Source organism: Pseudomonadota bacterium, from assembly GCA_037200975.1.
Classification (GTDB): domain Bacteria; phylum Pseudomonadota; class Gammaproteobacteria; order Steroidobacterales; family Steroidobacteraceae; genus CADEED01.
Genome location: JBBCGI010000001.1, coordinates 2,476,549 through 2,492,277, shown reverse-complemented (window position 1 = coordinate 2,492,277; position 15,729 = coordinate 2,476,549). Strand labels below are relative to the sequence as shown.

Below are 15,729 nucleotides of genomic sequence, written 5' to 3'. Positions count from 1 at the left end.
GGTGAGAGCAGTATTCCTGGATTTCGGCACGGTCAGCCACGACGACCTCGACACGGCCAATCTCGAGCGTGTGTTGCCCGGCGTCACGCTGCATGCGGCCTCGAGCGAGGCCGAGGTGGAACAGCGCATCGCGGGTTGCGGGTTCATCCTCACCAACAAGCACAACATCACGCGGGCGCGTATGCGTGCGGTGCCGGGCTTGCGCTTCATCGGCCTGACCGCCACCGGCACCAACAACATCGATCTCGAAGCCGCGAAAGAGCTTGGGGTCGCCGTGTGCAACATCACCGATTACTGCACCGTGTCGGTGGCCCAGCACGTGCTCGGCGCCATCCTCACGCTCACGCATCGCTTCCGCGCCTATGGCCAGGCGGCGATCGACGGCACCTGGTCGCGATCGGAGCAATTTACCGTGCCCGGCGCGTCCATCCGCGAACTTTCCGGCAAGGTGCTGGGCATCGTGGGGCATGGCACGTTGGGACGTGCGGTCGCCAAGGCGGCGCGCGACGCGCTCGGCATGCGCATATTGGTCGCCGAGCGGCCGGGCGCCGGCCACCAGGCCGACAGCCCGGTCTCGGTCGGTCCCGAGCGCGTGTCGCTGGATGAAGTCCTGCGCACCTCGGATGTGTTGTCGTTGCACTGCCCGCTCACACCGGCCACGACCGGACTGATCGGCGCGCGCGAATTGGCGCTGATGAAACGCGACGCGTTGCTGATCAATACCGCGCGCGGCGCGCTGATCGACCTCGCGGCGCTGGTCGACGCGCTGCGCGGCGGCACGCTGGGCGGCGCGGCCATCGACGTGTTGCCGCAGGAACCACCCGTGAATGGCAGTCCGCTGTTCGCGCCCGGCATTCCGAATCTGCTCGTCACGCCGCACATCGCCTGGGCGGCCTTCGAAGCGCGCCAGCGCGCGGTCGACGAACTCGCGCTCAACGTCGAGGATTTTCTGCGCGGCGGACGGCGCGGGCGCGTCGTGTAGTTAGCCGGCGGTATCCCGCGCCCAGCGCAGCACCGGCCAGAGACGCTCGGGTACCAGTTGCTGCGCGGCTTCCCACTCGCACCAGCGCCATTCGTGGTGCTCGGCTTTGCCGAGCTCGGGATTGATCGGCAGGAATATCTGCTCCGTCGCCGTACGCGCGACGAAGTAACGCGCCACCTTCTTCTCGCGGCCGTACGGAACGGTGTCGATGTGGCGCTCGCCCCAGGCGAACTCGAGATCCTCGAGCGTGGTTTCTTCGCGGGTTTCGCGCTTCGCGGCAGTCAGCGCGGTCTCGCCGGGCTCGACGCGTCCCTTGGGAAAATCCCAGTAGTTGTAGACGCGCAGCAGCAGCACGCGCCAGCCTTCATCGGTCTTGCGCAGCACCACGACACCAGCCGAGAAAGCGGCCGGCGCTGCGGCGTTATCAAAATGCTGGACTGGTAAAACCACGGTGGGTGAGGGAGGTCGGTGCCGCAAGTCGGTGCCGGGTCGGACTTACGGGAATTAGCGCGCCCCGCTTCTGCTAGAGCGCGACCGTCAGAGCTAATTCCCGTAAGTCCGACCCGGCACCGACTTGCGGCACCGACTCAGGCGGCGAGGTCGGCGGAGCCGGCCGCGACCGGCTGGCTCTGCTCGAACTCCAGGACTCCCGCCACGGCATGGATCGTTGCTGCGATACGTACCGCGCTCTGGATCGCTTCCCGCGACACATCATGCGAACGCAGCTTTTTCTCGTGCGATGTCACGCACAAACCGCAGCCGTTCACCGCCGACACGGCCAGCGAGATAAGCTCGAAATCGAGCTTGTCGATGCCGTGATTGGCGATCACGTTCATGCGCAGGCGCGCGGGCATGGTCTGGTACTCACTGTCTTCCACGAGATGCAGGAAACGGTAGTAGATGTTGTTCATGCCCATGATGGCCGCGGCCGCCTTGGCGCCCTCGACCTCCACGTCTGCGAGATGCTGCTTCGCCTGCGCCTCGATCGACCGCGCGAACGAGGTGTTGCGCGCGGCGATCGCGGAGGCCAGAGCGATCGACCAGACCTGCTTTTCGTTGAGTCCGGGCGCGCCGCTGACGGTCAGCACCGAGCCCAGGTTCAACTTGAGATCGCGTGCGTAGTCGGGCAGCGAGTCGCGGATCTGTTCAATGTTCATCGCATTCTCCAAACTGACTTGACGTGTCTCAGGCAGCCTTCAGCGTGTCGTCGCCCTGCTTCCAGTTGCACGGGCACAGCTCGTCGGTCTGCAGCGCATCGAGCACGCGTAACACTTCATCCGGGCTGCGGCCGACCGAAAGATCGGTCACGTACACGAAGCGGATCACGCCTTCCGGATCGACGATATACGTCGCGCGCTGCGCCACACCCGCGTCCTTGTCGAGGATGCCGAGCTCGGTCGACAACTCGCGCTTGATGTCCGAGAGCATCGGGAACGGCAGCGTCTTCAGCTCTTCCTTGGTGGAGCGCCAGGCGTGGTGGACGTACTCGCTGTCGGTGGAAACCCCCAGCAGCTGCGCGTCACGCGCCTTGAATTCCTTGTCGAGCTTGCCGAACGCGGCAATCTCGGTCGGGCAGACGAAGGTGAAATCCTTCGGCCAGAAGAAAACGACGCGCCACTTGCCCTTGTTCGTGTCCTGGTCGAACGGCTGGAAAGCCTTCGCCTGGTCGTTCGAAACGACGCCGGTGAGCGAATAAGCGGGGAATTTCTGTCCAATACCTAACATTCGGTGCTCCTTCATCTTTGAAAACTGGCTTGCCCCGGGCGCGGAATGCGTGGGGCTGGCTACGTTGGCGGGCATTCTCCGGGGTAGACCCGGTTTCAGCCAATCGATTGATTGTATAAACTCAATAGATCGCATCTATCGGGCCTCATCCGGCAGGAACAAGACGTGGCCGATCTCAAGCTCAAGGACTTGCGTTATCTCGTGGCCGTGGCCGATACCCGTCACTTCGGCCGTGCCGCGGAGCGCACCTTCGTCAGCCAGCCCACCCTGTCCGCGCAGCTCAAGAAACTCGAGGAATACCTCGGCGTGCAGTTGATCGAGCGCGCGCCGAAACGCGTCTCGCTGACCGCGGCCGGCGAAGAAGTGGTCGAACGCGCGCGCCGCATCCTCGAAGCCAGCGACCAGATCGTCGAATTGGCCAAGGGCCACAGCGACCCGCTGGCCGGGCGGCTGAAGCTCGCGCTGCTGCCGACCATCGGCCCCTATCTACTGCCGCACGTCGCGACCAAGCTGCGCAAGCACCTGCCGCGCCTCGAATTGATGCTGTACGAGTATCAGACGGACCTGATGCTCGAGAAACTGCATTCGGGAGAAATCGATGTCGGAATCCTGGCACTTCCGGTGCCGATGGATGGTCTCGACTCCTACGAGCTGTACAAAGAACCTTTCATGGTGGCGATGCCGAGCGGACACCGGCTCGAGAAACGCGCCAGCATCAAGGTCGACGACCTGGACGACGAAACGCTGTTGCTGCTGGAGGATGGCCATTGCCTGCGCGACCAGGCGCTCGAGATCTGCTCGGGCACCGATATTCACGAGAAGCAGGATTTCCGCGCCACCAGCCTCGAAACGCTGCGGCAGATGGTGGCCTCCGGCGTCGGTATCACGCTGCTGCCGGAGCTCGCCGGGCGCGGCGCCTACGGCAATGCGCGCGGGGTGGTCATCAAGCCGTTCGCGAAACCCGTGCCGACGCGCACCATCGGCGCGGTATGGCGCAAGTCCACCGCACGAAAGTCGGTCATCCTGGCATTGGCGAAACAGATCGAGGCGCACGCGCTGTGAGCGTGATGCCCGAGCCGTTCCGGCTGCGCGCGGCCGACGGGCGCGAGCTCGCGGCGCACTGGTTCGCCGCGCGCGACCGGCGCGGTGGCCTCGTCATCAACGCGGGCACCGGGTTTCCGCAGACCTTCTATTTCAAGCTGGCTAACTACGCCGCGGGCCGCGGCTACGATGCGCTGGTGTACGACTACCGCGGCATGGGCGCCTCGGCGCCGGCGGACCTCGCGGCCGAAACCACGCTCATGAGCGACTGGGGGCTGCTGGACATGCGCGCCGCGCTCGCCACTGCGGCGCAGCGCGTGAATGGCGCCCCGCTCGCAACACTGGGCCACAGCATCGGCGGCCAGTTCCTCGGGCTGCTCACGAATCATTCGCTGGCGCGCGCCCACGTGCAGATCGCGACGTCCATCGGCTATTGGCCCTGGGAAAACGCGCCGTTCAAGTATCTCGCCTGGTGGTTCTGGAGAGTGCACGGCCCGCTGATGCTCGCGATCAAGGGCTACATTCCCACCGGCGGCGGCTGGGCAGGCTTGCCCCTGCCGCGCGGCGTATATGAAGAGTGGCGGCGCTGGTGCCTGCGGCCCGAACATTTCGGCCCGGAGCTGTCCACGCGCCTGAAGGACAACGTGTTCGCACAGATGCGCGCGCCGTTGCTGACCGTCGGATTCACCGACGATCCGATCGCCACCCGCCGCACGGTCGGCGAGATCAACAAGTTCTTTCCGAACGTGCAGCGCGAATCGCGCTGGTATTCGCCCGCCGATGCGGGCGGCGTCCGCATCGGCCATGAAGGATTTTTCGCGTCGCGCAACCGTGACACCTTGTGGCGGCCGGTCCTCGACTGGATAGACGTCAAACTCGGGGTGGCGGCTTGACGCAGGGAACGAACAACCCGGGCACGCCCGCGGATCACATCACGCCGTACGACCGGCTGGCGATCGACGAGGCGACGCTCGTTTCGCTGCTGGCGTCGCCGACGCGTAACGAGGGTCTGCTCGACTACTTCGGCGCGGAGCTGCACGCGGAGCTGGTCAAGCTCGCGCGCACGACCACGCGGCGCACGCGCGCCGCGCCCGGCCGGCGCGTGTACGTGCTGCCCGGAATCATGGGTTCGCAGCTCGGTTTCATTCGCGGCGGCCAACGTCCGAACGACATCCTGTGGCTCGATCCCGTAGACATCGCGTTTGGCCGGCTCATCGAGCTCAGACTGGATGGCGGATCGCGCGTCGTCGCGCTCGGCGCGATGAACTACACCTATCTCAAGATCACCTTGTCGCTGCGCAAGGCGGGGTTCGACGCGGTGCTGCTCGACTACGACTGGCGCCGCGACATCGCCACGCTCGGCAAACTACTGGCGGAGCGTATCGCCGCCGATGGCAAGGAAAATGTCGCGCTCATCGGGCACAGCATGGGCGGGCTGGTGGCGCGCGCCGCGCTCACACACGCCGCGGGCGCGCGGGTTTCGCAGCTGGTCATGCTCGGCACGCCTAACTCGGGGTCGCTGGCGGCGGCGCAGGCGCTGCGCGGCACGTACTCCGTGGTGCGCAAGATCGCGATGCTCGATCTGCGCCACGATGCGGAATTCCTCGCGCGCGAGGTGTTCTCGAGTTTTCCGGGCTTGCACGAATTGCTGCCGGCCGGCAATGCGGTCAGCGACTTCGATCTGTTCGATCGCGAGATGTGGCCGGCCAAGGGCCCGGGTCCGGACCCCACCTTGTTGGCGGAAGCGGCCGGCCTCGCCCAACGCATGGCGCCGGCCGATGCGCGCTTCAGCATGGTCGTCGGCTGCAATCGCACCACCGCCACCGGCGTGGCGGTGCGCGACGGCGATTTCGAATACGAATACAGCCTGCAGGGCGACGGCACCGTGCCCATCGAGCTCGCGCGGCTCGCCGGCGCGCGCCACAGCTACGTGGAATGCGGCCACAGCGACATGCCGCTGTCCGACCGCGTGATCGCCGGCGTCGTCGATCTGCTCGAGACGGGCGCGACGCAGCGTTTCGCGGCATCGCCGCCGATCAAGCGCGGCACGCTCACGCGCGTGCGCGACGCGGAGTTGCGCGAGCAGTACCAGGGCAAGGTGGACTGGCCGCACATGACACCCGAACAGCGGCGCCTGTTTCTCGACACGCTCAACGAGCCGCCGCAGGGGCGCCCGCATCGCCGGCCACAGCGACGGGTCGCCGCGAAGCGGCTTCTCGTCCGTGTCTGCATCGGGGATGTCGCAAAGGCGCGCACCGCGGCCACCGCGGTCGCGGTGTTACGCGGCGTCAGCGCCGGTGGTGCCGCGGCCGACGTGGACAAGCGGCTGGGCGGGATCATCGGCGAATGGATGGAGCATCGCGTGGTCAGCGGCGATGCCGGCAGCATCACGCCCATCCCGCGCAGCCTGCGGCGCGGGCGGAAGCCGGCGCATACTAACTACCTTCTTGTCGGTCTCGGGCGTTTCGACCGGCTGGCGTTGGATGTGATCGAGCTCGCCGCCGAGAACCTGGCGCGGTTCGCCGAGGCGCCGCCATTCCGCTCGCTCGCCACCGTGGCCTGGGGTGCCCGCGCCGGCATCGATCCGGCGGATTCGTTCGCCGCGCAGTTGCGCGGCTTCCTGCGGGCGCGCGCAGCCGGCAATTCGAAACTCACGCGCATCGACCTGCATGTATTGAATCGCACCGAGGCGCGCCGCGTGTTCAGCCGGATCGGGGACTTCGTCAATTCGCGGCCGGCGGGCGCGCTGAAGCTGGCGCCGCTCGCGGCAGCGCGTGCGATCACGGCAACGGCGGCGGCCCGCAAGGTCCGCGGCACCGCCCACCTCATCGTTGCGGCGGAAGCAAGACGGGATGGACGCGAGACCTGGCGCGCCTCGTTGCTCACCGGCGGGAGCACCGCGGCGATCTTCTCCCAGAGCCAGGAGTTCGCGGCCGGCGCGCTCGACAAACTCGATTCCGCCTTTGCCAGCCCGGCTCTGACTACGGCGCGCGTGAAGGAACTCGGGCGGAAGTTAGGCGACCTGGTGTTGCACCCGGCACTGGCGCAGGCCTTGCGGGCCACGCGCGGCCAGGCGCTGTCCGTGGTCCACGATGCCGCCGCCAGCCGCGTGCCCTGGGAAGCGCTGAATCTGCGCGGCTGGGTTCCCGCGCTCGAAGGTGGGTTGTCGCGGCGTTATGCGACGGCGGACCTGGTGCCGGCGCGTTTCGACGCGGCGCGGCGTACGCAGCAGGAGCTCGGTGTGTTGGTGATCGCCAACCCCACCGGCGATCTGCCCGGAGCGGAAATCGAGCGCGTGCGCATCGCGAAGATTCTCGGCGCGGCGCGTGGCGTGCGGATCACCGAGGTCGCGGGTGAAGCGGCGACGCTGGCGCGCGTCACCGCCGAATTCGAATCCGGACGCCACGACGTCATCCACTACGCCGGGCACGCCTGGTTCGATGCCCAACAGCCTGGCGAATCCGGCCTGGTCCTGGCGGATGGCGAGCTGACCGGCACGGCGCTCGCCGCGCTCGGCCGCCTGCCGCCGCTGATCGTGTTCAATGCCTGCGAGTCAGCGCGCCTGCGCAGGGGCGCGCGAGCAGCCTTCACCCAACGCGCGCAGAGTATCGCGAAGAACCTGAGTTTGGCCGAGACGCTTCTGCGGGCGGGCCTGGCGCACTACGTCGGCACGCACTGGGCGGTGGACGACGCATCGGCCAGTGCCTTTGCCAGTGTCTTTTACAAGGAGCTGCTGCGCGCGAGCATCGGCACCGCGCTGGTCAAGGCGCGGCGCGCGATCCACGCCCGCCGCTCACCTGACTGGGCCGACTACGTTCACTACGGGGATGCGGAGTTCCGGCTGAAGTCGGTGTCTAAGTCGGTGCCGGGTCGGACTTAGCGAAGTGGCGAAACTTGGGAAGCCGTTGCCAGCTCACTAAGTCCGACCCGGCACCGACTTAGACACCGACTTCAGCCACCGGTCGAACCACTCGATGTTGTTGCGCATGCGGTGTACCAGGTAGCTGGGCACGGAGAGGCCGTGGTTTTCACCCGGATAGACGATGAGCTTCGTCGGGACGCCGCGGACTTTCAGCGCCAGGTACATCTGCTGCGCGCCGGCGCACGGCACGTTGTCGTCGGCGCTTGCGCACTGGAACAAGGTCGGCGCGGTAATGCGTTCGGGGTGCAGGAACGGATAGGCGAGCTTGCGCCAGGTGTCGAAGTTCTCCCAGGGCGTTCCGAGTTCGAACACATACTCACGGGCGTACATGTCGACGCCGAACGTCGCGAGCACGTTCGCGACGCCGGCGCCGGAAACGGCCGCCTGGATCCGTGTGTCGCTGGCGATCATGTAGTCGGTGAGGATGCCGCCGTAGCTCCAGCCGAACACGCCAATGCGCGCGGGGTCCGCGATACCGGCGTCGATGGCGTGCGTGATCCCGGCGCTGATGTCCTGCACGTCGAGATTGCCCCAGTCGGCATAGATGGCGCGCGAGAAGTCGAAGCCGCGGCCGGATGAACCGCGCGGATTGACCGACAACACCGCGTAGCCCGCCGCGGCGTACAGGCGCGGCGCAAGTTCGAACTCGTGGCTGTGCTGGTAGACCGGGCCGCCGTGTAGATAGGCCAGCAGCGGGTAACGCTTGGCGGGATCGAAATCGGCGGGCAACGTGACGTAGCCATGGATCTCGGCGTCGCCGCTCGCGAACGACACATCGCGGACTTCACCCTGCGCGCGGCTTTCCGTCCAGGCGTTGTGATGCGTCAGCTGGCGCAGGCCATCCACCGCGAAGATCTCCGCCGGCTGGCTCATGTCGCTGTCGAGCAGCGCGAGGCGGCCGTTGGCGGCGACCGCGAAGTCGCTGCCGAATCGTTTGCCGGAGGTCAGGTATTCGATGTGGCCGCTGGCCGGATCGATGCGCGCGAGCCAGGTGTCGCGGTCCTGCTCGATCAGCGAAACGATCGAACCGTCCGGTGCGAATTTGGGAAAGTAGAACCAGCGATCGATACGGCCCGGGCGTGTCACCGCGCCGGTCACGACGTCCGCGACCGCGAGCTGCGGCGTCGCGTAGTAGATCCACTTGTCCTCGCCGCCTTCGAGCCACAACACGCGGCGCGAATCCGGCGACCACGCGGGCCGCGCGCCCCAGTCCGGATCGTTGTCCGGCCCGGATGAGGTGCTGAGCTTGCGCGCCTCGCCCGCGTCGACTCCCTGGACGAAGACTTCGTAGTTGGAATCGCGGTCGGTATCGCCGCGATCCTTCGCCGTGTAGGCGAGCGACGCGCCATCCGGCGACCACGCCGGGTGCCAGTGATCGCGCTGACCTGTGGTCAGTTGCCGCGCCTTTCCCGTCGCCAGGTCGACGATGAACAGCTGCTGCGTGCGATCGTCGAGATAACCCTTGCCGTCCCACTTGAACAGGAAGCGCTCGGTCTCGATCGGCGGTGGAATGTCGGACTTGTCACCGACGTGAAGCCCCACCTCGGCGATCACCGCCGCGCGTTTGCCATCGGGCGACAGATCGAAATCGCTGATGCCGCCCGGGATATCCGTGATCCGGCGCGCGCCGCCGCCCCGGGCCGACATGCGCCACAACTGCGTCGTTTCACCCTTGCCCGCATCGGACAGATAAAACAGCGACTTGCCGTCGCCGCCGAAGCGCGGTTGCCACTCGCTGGCCTTGGGCGTACGCGTGAGCTGCACGGGCTTGCCCCCGCTCCACGGCACCGACCAGATGTCGCTGGTGGCCTCGTCGTCTTTTTTGAGGTTGAGCGAGACGCTGTACACGATCGAATCGCCCGACGGCGAAAAGGCCGGCTCCGCAACACCCGCCAGTAGATAGAAGTCGTCGAGCCCGAAAGGCGTCGCCGCCTGCGCGCACAAACCGGGCAGCGTGGCCAGCAGCAGCCCGGCCACCCCCGCATTCAGTTTCCTCATCGGCCGGCGGCGCCGAAGTTCATCCTCGCGCCCGCGTAGAAGTAGCGGCCCATCGCGGAGATCGGATACGAGCTGTTGGAGCCGTAACCGAATGCCGGCTTCTGGTCGAAGAGATTGTTGATGCCGGCGTAGACGTTCACGTGTTCGCCGATGTCATAGGCCACGTTGATCTCGTGATCCCATTTCTGCTTCACCTTGAAATAGCGAGGGTCGCTGTAGTCGGGATCGCCCCCCAGCGTCTCGCGCGTGAACCGGTCGGTCTTGCCGAACCAGTTGAGGCCGTAGGCGACCGTCAGCGGGCCCTGCTTCCAGCTCAGGTCGAGCGTGGCGGAAAATTTCGGGTAGTACTGTTCCTCGAGATCGTTATCCACCTCGGCGCCGGGCACCGGGATGAATTCGAGCCGGTCGAGATATCCGCCGACCAGCTGCAGCTTGAATCCGCCGTGATTCTCGGTGTCGAAAAGATAGTTGATGGCGACGTCCAGGCCGGCGGTGCGGAAACTCGCGACGTTGTCGGGCCGCACGGTGAAGCCGACGATGTAGCCGGTCTCGGGATCGCGGTCGATGCCCGCGCAATACGGGTTGTCGAGCGAGGGATTGTCGACGCACAGCTGCGCCACTTCCTGCGCCTCGGGTGTGTTGATGGCGTCCTCGATCTCGATGTCGTACCAGTCGAGCGCCACGGTCAGGCCGGACGCGAACTCCGGCCGCAGCACCACGCCCGCCGTCCACGTGGTCGCAGTCTCCTCGCGCAGCGCGCGGTTGCCGCCGTAGATGCCCTCTGTGTACAAGGTCGCCTGCGTCGTGTTCGACGGCAGGAACGACCCCGGATCGACACCCAGCCCGGTCAACAACTCGGCGCAATTCTCTTCACGCGTGCTCGTGCCGTTGTTCAGCTCGTTGATGTCGCAAGGATCGGTGATGAAATGGAACGTGGTGGTTTCCGGGGAAAACAGCTCGGCGATGTTCGGCGCGCGCACGGCCTGGGCGTATGTGCCGCGCAGCGTCACCGAACGCACCGGCGCATATACCGCATCGACCTTCCATGAACTGGTGGAACCCACCGTGCTGTAGTCCGACGCACGGAAGGCGGCGCCGAACGACAGCCGTTCCGCGAACCGCGCGTCCTTGAGCAGCGGCACGTTCACCTCGGCGAAAACTTCCTTGACGTCGAAGCTGCCATAAGACGGTGTGACGGGACCGCTCCACGACGAGCCGTCCTGGATCTCGGGCGCAGGCACGGAGTCGCTGGTTTCGCGCCGATATTCGGCGCCGAACGCGAAGCCGATCGAACCTCCCGGGAGTTTCAGGGCATCGCCGAAATCGCCGGACATCGAACCCGAGACGACCTGCTGGGTCACCTTCGTGTGCGAAACGCTGTCGGTGTTGACGAAATCGGCCGCGCCCTGGTTCCGCACATCGTTGCCGAAGATGTTGTAGGGAACGCAGCCGGCGAGGTAGTCCTCCGCTTCCGGATCGAGCGAGCGGCGGCAGACCGGCACCCCGGTGATCGGGTCGGTGACGGCATCGATCGCCGCAGCCCAGTTGTCTTCGGAGCGGTTCTTGATCGTGACGATCCGGCTCTTGGTTTCACCGTAGACATAAGAAGCTTCGTATTGCAGGTGATCGCTCACCGTGCCGTTCGCGGCCAGCACGCCGCGCAGCGTCTCGCGCGTGGTGTCTTCCGCGTTGACGCCGAGATCGTAGTTGTCGCGCGTGAGCAGCACGCCGTCGGGCGTCTCGGGATCCTCGAAATATTCCGCTGCCGCGCCCGGCACGATTGCGTCGCGGATCTCGTCGGGCATGTACGGGTTGTCAGGCGTCATGAAGAGGTAGAAGTCGTACGACGGCTGCGCCACCGAAAAAGCGTGCGAGCGCACGTACTTGCCCTCGGCGGTAATCGTCAGCGAATCGCTCACGTCGAAGTGGCTCACCAGGTTGACCAGGTGGCGATCCATCTTGGGGAACAGATCTCCCTGGTAGCCGTTTACCGGGGTGCTCGATCCACCCTGCGTGTAACCGCCGGAGTTTTCGAGCAGGAAGCCGCGGTCGTACACGCTGCCATTGCCTTCGAAATCCGGGGCGAAATCGAAGTCCACGTCGACCGCACCGGTGGGCGAGCTGTCGGCGTAACGGATGTCGTTGTAGGGAATGTTGTCGGGTACGTTCGGATCGTCGTCCAGATCATCCTGGTTCTGCGCGAGCTCGGCGGCGCGCGGTGCGCGCAGGAAGGAGCGGGCCTGGTCGTTCACGCGCTGGTCCGCGCTGAACTCGTACGCCAGCGCGACATTGCCGCGGCCTTCCGCGAAATTCATGCCGGCGGTCAGCGCGGCGAAATTGTTCTGGCCATCGCCATGTTCCGACGCGCTCGTCTGCCCACGGAAGGTGATGCCCTCGAAATCCTTCTTGAGCCGGAAATTGACCACGCCCGACACACCGTCGGCACCGTAGATGGCGGAGGCGCCGCCCGTCAGCACGTCCACCGCCTCCAGCAGATCGGTCGGGATCGCGTCGATGTCGACCGCCGCGGAACCCGCGAGGCCGGACACGTGGCGGCGTCCGTCCACCAGTACGAGCGTGCGGGCTACACCGAGGTGGCGCAGGTCGAGCAGGTTCAGGCCCACCTCGCCGAATCCGGGGTTGGACCCGGCCGTCAGGTCGCCGGTGATGGATCCGACCAGTGCGGGTGACTGCGCGAGAAAGTCCGCCAGGTCCGTCTTGCCGGATTGGACGATGTTTTCCGCAGAAAACGTGGTCACGGGATTCGCGAAGCCTTGTTCGGTCTGCCGGATACGCGACCCGGTGACGACCACTTCTTCAATCGCCTGGTCGGCCGCGGGGCTCTCCTGGGCAGGTGCCCCGGAGGACGCAAGCGCCCCCAGAACCGCGCTCAAGAACAACGGCAATGGCTTCGATCCACGCATGATTTGCTCCCTTGACCCTGCAATCCGGCTTGATCGCCAGGAGGCAGGATGTTGTGAAACCCGGGGGCGAGTCAACAAAAGCAGGATGAAATGATCTTGTCCCGGGATGCGTGGGGCTAGCGCTCACGGCATCGCGAGTATTTTCCCCGCGAAGTCTTCTGCCGACCCCGCTTTCGGGACCGGCAGCGTCAGCAGCCCGGCGGCGTCGCTTCTCAGCAAACGCGCGCGGGCCCATGACCCGGTGCGCGGATCGAAGGCCGTGAACGAGTAGTTAGTCTGTGGATTGAAGCCGCGCATCCGCGGCGGCGGCGCGCCCTTTTCGAAATACAGCAGCGCGAAGGCTCGATCGGGGGTGCGCATGAGAAAGCCCCAGCCGTCGAGACCGTCGTCGCGGGCACCCGGAATTCCGCGCGGCAGGAGATCGGCCGAGGCGAGTTGCAACTGCTGGTAACGCGCGCCTTCCGACAACACGAACGCGGCGAGGTGCCGCATCTGCGCGCCGGATTCGTAACGCAGCGCGGTCCAGATGTATGGACGCCAACCAGGCGGCTCGCCAGTGGAGGTCACGTCGTACGCACCGGTGCCATGTACATGACCCGCCAGCGCGCCCGACAGCACCGAGCCGTACATCATCGCGCGCGCGAAATAATTGTCGCGCGCGGAATTCTCGGCCGGCGTTTCGCCACCCGGGCGATTGATCGAATGATTCCAGCCCGTGTAGTAAGGCTCGAGGTTCGCGGCCGGATAAGGCGGCTGCAGGCGGAAGAGCTCTTCGATCGAGGCGTAGATGGCGTGATTGCGCGGATTGTTGCCCACCGTGTGCATCGTGAGCCAGGGCGCGGCGGCGCCATGCCCGAATGCCTTGTAGGTGGATCGATCGATGAGCGTCGTATACGGCTGGCCGAACGGCAACGGGCCGTACTTTGCGTGGTGCTGGGTAAGCGCGGCATTGAACTCATCCGCGGTGAGACTGAATTCCTTCGGTATCCAGTCGAGATGGATGCCACTGAAGATGAGATTGAACGCGCCGTACCGCGCGATGAGGTACTGCACGAAGCGGCCGTACGAGGCGTTGAAATCGAAGTAGGCCTTCCACGAGGGAGCGTTGTCGCGGCGGATCGTTTCGAGAAACGGCACGAATCCCTGGTCGGACAGGTAACGCATCTTGCGATCGAGGCTGGCGAAATATTGCGGATTGATGCGATCGAAATTGGCCAAGCCCTCGCGATCCGCGAACACTTCGAACGGGCGGTTGCCATGTTCGTCGTGCATGTCCTTCGCGGTGGTGGTCGCGCCGTCGGCGGTGGAAATCTTCGCGTTCGGTGCCCAATAGCCGAACTTCTCCCAGGCATTGCGCAGGAAGACTCCATCCTTGTTCGCAAAGGTCGCGCCGCGTGCATCCGCTGCCCAGTTCGGAAACGCAGCGATGAACGAGACGGAGTTGAACCCCTGGCGCTTGCGGTACGACACCGCCTCCTCGAAGCCGATGCCCGGCGCGGGTAGATAGTCCGCGGTCGGCTGGCTCCCCTTCCATGGCAATCGCCACGTCGATGCGGCCAGCCAGGTGTCGCCCACCAGGAAGAACGGCGTGCCATCCGCGTAGCGCAGCGCATGACCATTCTCGCTGGCGCGCACGAAACCGCGGCGGTTCGGATTCTCCTCGAGCTCGGCCGCGCTCCAGCCAACCGCCTGGAATTTTCCGCCGCCGCCGTTGAGTCCGGAATCGTTCGCTTGATTTGCGCCCGACGTCCAGCTCCATTCACCGGGCTGCGTCGCGACGAAGCGTGCCTTGAACGTGCGTCCACCATCCCAGAACCCGTACACGCGCCGCGAGAATCCCGGCCCGGAAAGATCGACCCAGAATTCGACGTCGACGTAAGGATTTGCGTAATCGCGGGCCGCCTCGAACGTGACTTCCTGCACCTGCCATACCGGCACTTCGCCCGATTGCAGCCGCGCGAACGACGCCGGGGGAAAACCCGCGAGCCACAGCGTCGCGATCAGCGGCAGAAACAGGCGGTGTCCGGATGTCCGTGGCGCAGTCATGAATGGCCGCAAGACTACAACGCGTTGCGGTAAACCAATACTCGTCCGGCCTGTCATTGCGCATCGCCACTTGAGCTAATATCGCGCCCACTCATGGAAGCCATTCTCGCGCTGCTGTCCGATCCACAAGTCTGGATCGCATTCTTCACTTTGACGGCGCTCGAGCTCGTGCTCGGCATCGACAACATCATTTTCATCTCGATCCTGGTCGACAAGCTGCCGCCCGTGCAGCGCGAACGGGCCCGGCGCATCGGCCTGTTCCTCGCGATGTTCATGCGCGTTGGCCTGCTGCTGGTGCTGTCGTGGATCGTCGGCCTCACCGCGCCTTTGATCACGCTGCTCGGCGAACCTATCTCGGGTCGCGATCTGATCCTCATCGCGGGTGGCCTGTTCCTGGTCTGGAAATCCACCAAGGAGATTCACCAGCTCACCGAGGGCGAAGAGGGGCACGCCTCCGGCGCGGTCAAGAACGCCTTCGCCGCGGTCATCCTGCAGATCATCGTCATCGACATGGTGTTCTCGCTCGACTCCATCATCACGGCCGTCGGCATGGTCGACAACGTTTCGGTGATGATCGCCGCGGTGGTCGCTTCGGTCGGCCTGATGATGTTGTTCGCGCGCGGCATCGGTGAGTTCGTCTCGGCGCATCCATCGATCAAGATGCTGGCCTTGTCGTTCCTGCTGGTGGTCGGCGTCATGCTCATGGCCGAGGGCTTCGATCACAAGGTGCCGAAGGGCTACATCTACTTCGCGATGGCCTTCTCGGTGGCGGTGGAGATGCTCAACATCCGCATGCGCAAGAAAAAGGCGAAACCCTCGCCGGTGGAATTGCACGAGCCCTACAAGAAGTAGCCAGGTGAACCGGAGCCGCTGCGATGCCCGCGATACTGCTGCGATTGTTCGGAATGGTGTGGTTCTTCGGCGCGTTGCTGTTCACCGCCAGCGCCACGTCGAGCTACCTGTTTTCGGGCGAACGCCAGCCGGACCGTTCGCTGCGCTGGCAATCGCGCCTGCGCATGGCGCTGCTGTGGCCGATCGCAATATTTTCGGCCGCCGGGCGCGCGCGCCTGCGCAAGGGTTGAGAGGGTAGT

At 65.5% G+C, this 15,729-nt stretch carries 12 protein-coding genes; 6 read left to right on the top strand and 6 right to left on the bottom strand.

Annotated features, from left to right (window positions below):
* Nucleotide 1: 1 nt before the first annotated feature.
* Nucleotides 2–982, top strand: a complete 981-nt coding sequence (locus tag WDO72_11220; protein ID MEJ0086247.1) for a D-2-hydroxyacid dehydrogenase — start codon at nucleotides 2–4, stop codon at nucleotides 980–982.
* Here WDO72_11220 and WDO72_11215 read toward each other — a convergent pair whose 3' ends face one another.
* The 3 genes from WDO72_11215 to WDO72_11205 all read right to left on the bottom strand — a co-directional run bounded on the left by WDO72_11215 (nucleotide 983) and on the right by WDO72_11205 (nucleotide 2,707).
* The gene (locus tag WDO72_11215) at nucleotides 983–1,432 is read right to left on the bottom strand and encodes an NUDIX domain-containing protein (protein ID MEJ0086246.1); all 450 of its coding nucleotides are present in this window, start codon (nucleotides 1,430–1,432) and stop codon (nucleotides 983–985) included.
* Nucleotides 1,433–1,569: 137 nt separating this feature from the next.
* Nucleotides 1,570–2,139 carry a carboxymuconolactone decarboxylase family protein gene (locus WDO72_11210; protein MEJ0086245.1) on the bottom strand — a complete coding sequence of 190 codons (570 nt, stop codon included), beginning with the start codon at nucleotides 2,137–2,139 and terminating at the stop codon, nucleotides 1,570–1,572.
* Between the two features lie 28 nt (nucleotides 2,140–2,167).
* Nucleotides 2,168–2,707, bottom strand: a complete 540-nt coding sequence (locus WDO72_11205) for a peroxiredoxin (GenBank protein MEJ0086244.1) — start codon at nucleotides 2,705–2,707, stop codon at nucleotides 2,168–2,170.
* Nucleotides 2,708–2,872: 165 nt separating this feature from the next.
* Here WDO72_11205 and WDO72_11200 point away from each other — a divergent pair, with 165 nt between their 5' ends.
* The 3 genes from WDO72_11200 to WDO72_11190 are packed head-to-tail and all read left to right on the top strand — an operon-like array spanning nucleotide 2,873 to nucleotide 7,628.
* Entirely contained in the window at nucleotides 2,873–3,769 is an 897-nt protein-coding gene (locus WDO72_11200; GenBank protein MEJ0086243.1) for a LysR substrate-binding domain-containing protein, read from the top strand.
* Nucleotides 3,770–3,774: 5 nt separating this feature from the next.
* On the top strand, nucleotides 3,775–4,641 hold the full coding sequence (locus tag WDO72_11195) for an alpha/beta fold hydrolase (protein ID MEJ0086242.1): 867 nt from the start codon (nucleotides 3,775–3,777) through the stop codon (nucleotides 4,639–4,641).
* Nucleotides 4,638–7,628 carry a CHAT domain-containing protein gene (locus WDO72_11190; protein MEJ0086241.1) on the top strand — a complete coding sequence of 997 codons (2,991 nt, stop codon included), beginning with the start codon at nucleotides 4,638–4,640 and terminating at the stop codon, nucleotides 7,626–7,628. The genes WDO72_11195 and WDO72_11190 overlap by 4 nt, the downstream gene beginning before the upstream one ends.
* A 36-nt stretch (nucleotides 7,629–7,664) precedes the next feature.
* Here the strand turns inward: WDO72_11190 and WDO72_11185 are convergent, their stop codons facing one another.
* From WDO72_11185 to WDO72_11175, 3 genes are all read right to left on the bottom strand, one after another.
* Nucleotides 7,665–9,668, bottom strand: a complete 2,004-nt coding sequence (locus WDO72_11185; protein ID MEJ0086240.1) for a S9 family peptidase — start codon at nucleotides 9,666–9,668, stop codon at nucleotides 7,665–7,667.
* Nucleotides 9,665–12,592, bottom strand: a complete 2,928-nt coding sequence (locus WDO72_11180) for a TonB-dependent receptor (GenBank protein ID MEJ0086239.1) — start codon at nucleotides 12,590–12,592, stop codon at nucleotides 9,665–9,667. Before WDO72_11180 ends, WDO72_11185 begins: the two co-directional genes overlap by 4 nt.
* A gap of 123 nt (nucleotides 12,593–12,715) precedes the next feature.
* The gene (locus tag WDO72_11175) at nucleotides 12,716–14,638 is read right to left on the bottom strand and encodes a DUF5060 domain-containing protein (protein MEJ0086238.1); all 1,923 of its coding nucleotides are present in this window, start codon (nucleotides 14,636–14,638) and stop codon (nucleotides 12,716–12,718) included.
* A gap of 102 nt (nucleotides 14,639–14,740) precedes the next feature.
* Here WDO72_11175 and WDO72_11170 point away from each other — a divergent pair, with 102 nt between their 5' ends.
* Both WDO72_11170 and WDO72_11165 read left to right on the top strand, forming a co-directional pair.
* The gene (locus WDO72_11170; protein ID MEJ0086237.1) at nucleotides 14,741–15,490 is read left to right on the top strand and encodes a TerC family protein; all 750 of its coding nucleotides are present in this window, start codon (nucleotides 14,741–14,743) and stop codon (nucleotides 15,488–15,490) included.
* 23 nt (nucleotides 15,491–15,513) lie between these two features.
* Entirely contained in the window at nucleotides 15,514–15,720 is a 207-nt protein-coding gene (locus WDO72_11165) for a hypothetical protein (protein ID MEJ0086236.1), read from the top strand.
* The last annotated feature ends 9 nt before the right edge of the window (nucleotides 15,721–15,729 follow it).

What these genes read in the sequence shown, in the direction of transcription:
- WDO72_11180 (MEJ0086239.1), bottom strand. Translation starts at nt 12,592, where the DNA reads ATGCGTGGATCGAAGCCATTGCCGTTGTTCTTGAGCGCGGTTCTGGGG.
- WDO72_11205 (MEJ0086244.1), bottom strand. Translation starts at nt 2,707, where the DNA reads ATGTTAGGTATTGGACAGAAATTCCCCGCTTATTCGCTCACCGGCGTC.
- WDO72_11175 (MEJ0086238.1), bottom strand. Translation starts at nt 14,638, where the DNA reads ATGACTGCGCCACGGACATCCGGACACCGCCTGTTTCTGCCGCTGATC.
- WDO72_11195 (MEJ0086242.1), top strand. Translation starts at nt 3,775, where the DNA reads ATGCCCGAGCCGTTCCGGCTGCGCGCGGCCGACGGGCGCGAGCTCGCG.
- WDO72_11185 (MEJ0086240.1), bottom strand. Translation starts at nt 9,668, where the DNA reads ATGAGGAAACTGAATGCGGGGGTGGCCGGGCTGCTGCTGGCCACGCTG.
- WDO72_11165 (MEJ0086236.1), top strand. Translation starts at nt 15,514, where the DNA reads ATGCCCGCGATACTGCTGCGATTGTTCGGAATGGTGTGGTTCTTCGGC.
- WDO72_11210 (MEJ0086245.1), bottom strand. Translation starts at nt 2,139, where the DNA reads ATGAACATTGAACAGATCCGCGACTCGCTGCCCGACTACGCACGCGAT.